Consider the following 3,031-nt stretch of genomic DNA (forward strand, 5'->3'; position numbering starts at 1 on the left):
ATCGGCTGTCCCGTCATAGCCACCGTTCCGGCAGCCCATCCGGGTCAAGATACCACATTTAGGGCGACCTGGGACAACGGGATAAGCCTCAGCGTAGGGGTGCGACATGTTTGGATTGAAGACCGGTATCAAGACCAAGACCGCCGGCCGGGCCATGAAGAGTGCCGAACTTCTCAACCGCTCCATGGCCGCGCATGACGGCCATATTCTCGCAGATGTCGGACTGCTTGGGCGAAGCGGCGACGCGAACGAGACCGTGCTGTCGACCTCACGGCGCTGGCGGATGGTGCAGGAAAGCCGTTTCGCTCCCTACCGGACCTTCGCCTGAGGTATCACTGGCGTCCCGTCCACTTGGTCGGGAGTTGCTGCAGCGCGTCGGCGCGGGGCGATTAGGACTCAGCGGCTTTGACGGGTTCTCGCGTCGCGCGGACGCGACGCCATCTCCGATGGTCAGCGACTGGCGACCAGCGGCGACTCGACGCGCTCGCGCAACAAATTGTCGATGCGGTCGCGTTCCCGCTCGAAGGTGTCGAGTTCGGCGCCCTTCAGCGCGCGGCCCGAGGGCAGCTTGATGCGCATCGGATCGACCTTCTTGTCGTTGACCGACAATTCATAGTGAAGATGGTTGCCGGTTGACAGGCCGGTCGAGCCCACATAGCCGATCACCTGCCCTTGGCGCACTTTGGCGCCCGCCTTGACGCCCTTGGCGATGGCGTTCTGGTGCGAATAGGAGGTCTCGTAGCCATTGGCATGACGGATGATGGTCTGGCGACCATAGCCGCTGGACCAGCCAGCCTTTTCGACGACGCCGTTGCCGGAGGCGAGAATCGGCGTGCCGCGCGGCGCCGCCCAGTCGACCCCCCAATGCGGACGCACATAGCCGAGCACCGGATGCTTGCGATTGGGCGAAAAACTCGACGTGAAGCGACCGTTGGGCACGGGATTGCGCAACAGGAACTGTTTGGCGCTGCGGCCTTCCGCATCGAAATAGTCGGCACTGTCGGCGTCGTTCGGTCGAAACCGGTAGAAGCGCTTCGTGGTGTCGCCGAAGCGGACCTCGACGAACAGGATCTCTGATTTGTCGGTTGCGTCTTCTTCGCCTTCTTCCAGGGAATAGAACACGGCCAGTCGATCGGTCGGGCTCAGCCGAGCCTGGAGGTCGACCTCCGAAGCGAGCATGCTCACCAATTGACGGCAAAGCCGGCTGTTCAGACCATAGGAAAGCGCCGCCTGGTAGACGCCATCATAGACGCTGGGCATGTCGGCGCGCAACGGCGCCTCGTTTTCGTTCTCATTGAAGGCATCTGCAACCGATTCGCCCATTTCCGGCGCCGCCGCCGCCGCGAAGGGGCCATCCTCGGTCTCGGCGGCGGTGGCAAGATGCCGGCTGCCGCGGTAGGCCGAAAGCCGCACGACCCGCGCGCGATCGTCGCTCGTGACGATACCGACCCGCAATGCGTCACCGGCTTTCAGTTCATCGGATTTCAGAAGTCCAACCAACGCCTCCACCGCGGCGCCAGCCTCGGCATCCGAGCGGCCGCTGCCATCGAGAATGTCGGCAATCTTCGTCGTCTCGCGCAACGGGATGACTTCCTCGTGGAAGCGCGGAAGCGTGTCGTCCGTGTCGGAGGTTGCCAGCGAGACGTTTTCCTCCACCACCCGGAACGCCGAGCCCGGCTCGTAGTCGGGTGCGTCGCTTGTCAGGTTGAAGCGCATCGGGTCGACGGTCGCCAGCGACGCGATCTGGACCGGCCGGTAGGAAAGGCCCGGCGCGACCGAGCGCACAAGCTGTTCCGCATTGGCGGCGGTGAGGGCGTCGACGCGTTCATAGGCGGCTTCGTCGTATTCGAAGGACTGAACCTTGAGCTGCACCTCCGATTCGACCCGCGCCCCATAAATCTGGGCAGGCTCCGCAGCGTCGGTACCCGACTCCCCATCCGCGGCGTCGGCGAAGATTTTCAATGGATCGAAGCTCGGATAGTCGGCGCCGGCCTGATAGCGCGCGCCAAGCAGCATGTTGACGTAGCCGAAGGGGAGGGTGCGGATGACCTCGCGATCACCCTCCTTGCTCATGGTCGACAGCTCGATGATCTGGCGGCTGCGGGCGACCGGGATCGCGGTCGCCACGACGCGTTCGCCTTTCTCGGTGAGCGTCTTGTTGAAAACCAGCGCTGCGAGGCCGGCGGGCCGCGCGGCGCCGCGGTGACCGTCGAGCGCCGCGGAGAGGGCGATGCCCATCAAGGCGGTCGAGGTGAGGCCGGTCAGCAGCGTACCGGCCAGCCAGCGCGCCGACACCTGCCGCCGGTCCGGTCGGCGACGCCGATCGGCTACCAGCGGCGGCTCGTCCCCAAAAGCCGGCCTGTCGTATCGCAAGCGGTCTGTCCCCCGTCGTCATTTGTTCATCGCGTTTGCGCGTACAAGGTGGCGAAATATCGACCGAGGCGCTTCGTTGGCGGAGCGCGCCTTGGAAACCCCGCTCGCCGGCAATAGCGTCTCGACCATGTGGGCTCAAGGGCAGTTGCTGACCGCGCTGGTGGCACCGCCTCGATCCGCTGCTGCGGTTCAGACCTCGATGCACGAGGCAACCGCCGGCGCTTTCGGCGGATGACGTTCCAAACCGGAGGAGCACCGCGCCGAGCGCCTTTGCGCGCCACGCGGCGCTGGCGCCAGGCAGCCGCCGTGGGCTTTTTGAATTTTTTGCGACGACCGGCGTTGACAGGCGGATCAGTGATCGCCTATATGCCGGTCATCGACGACGGTGGTGGCGCCGGGGCGGCCTGACGGGTCGCCGAGAGCCGGTACGAACAAAATGTTCTGACCGGTTCGGTTTTGTGCCGCCTTCGTCCTATCTTTTCGAGTGCCGCTAATGCAGCGACCCTCTCAAGGGTACGGCAAGCTTCCGCTTCCGCTTGCGGTTCCCGGCGTTGTGGCTTCGGTCATGCCGTGATCTTTGACAATTTGATATTGAGAAGAAAGAGAAGCGTGGGCGGCGGTAAGTCTGCGTGGAGTTTCGTGCCGATTTCCTTTTCGG

The 3,031-nt window shown here is 64.2% G+C and carries 3 protein-coding genes; 2 read left to right on the plus strand and 1 reads right to left on the minus strand.

The window, feature by feature from the left end:
- Positions 1 to 106: 106 nt before the first annotated feature.
- Complete coding sequence (locus VQ044_RS24400; protein ID WP_327650245.1) at positions 107 to 328, plus strand: hypothetical protein; 222 nt, start codon at positions 107 to 109, stop codon at positions 326 to 328.
- A 122-nt stretch (positions 329 to 450) separates the two neighbouring features.
- Here VQ044_RS24400 and VQ044_RS24405 read toward each other — a convergent pair whose 3' ends face one another.
- The gene (locus VQ044_RS24405) at positions 451 to 2,295 is read right to left on the minus strand and encodes a M23 family metallopeptidase (RefSeq protein WP_327650953.1); all 1,845 of its coding nucleotides are present in this window, start codon (positions 2,293 to 2,295) and stop codon (positions 451 to 453) included.
- A 169-nt stretch (positions 2,296 to 2,464) separates the two neighbouring features.
- Between VQ044_RS24405 and VQ044_RS24410 the strand changes: the two genes are divergently transcribed.
- A complete protein-coding gene (locus tag VQ044_RS24410) occupies positions 2,465 to 2,608 on the plus strand; it encodes a hypothetical protein (protein WP_327650242.1) in 144 nt (47 codons plus the stop codon).
- Positions 2,609 to 3,031 lie beyond the last annotated feature (423 nt).

It is taken from the genome of Aurantimonas sp. C2-5-R2, assembly GCF_036549495.1.
GTDB classification, from domain to species: Bacteria; Pseudomonadota; Alphaproteobacteria; order Rhizobiales; family Rhizobiaceae; genus Aurantimonas; species Aurantimonas coralicida_A.

Coding starts and splice junctions, on each gene's coding strand:
- VQ044_RS24400 (WP_327650245.1), top strand. CDS start 107: ATGTTTGGATTGAAGACCGGTATCAAGACCAAGACCGCCGGCCGGGCC.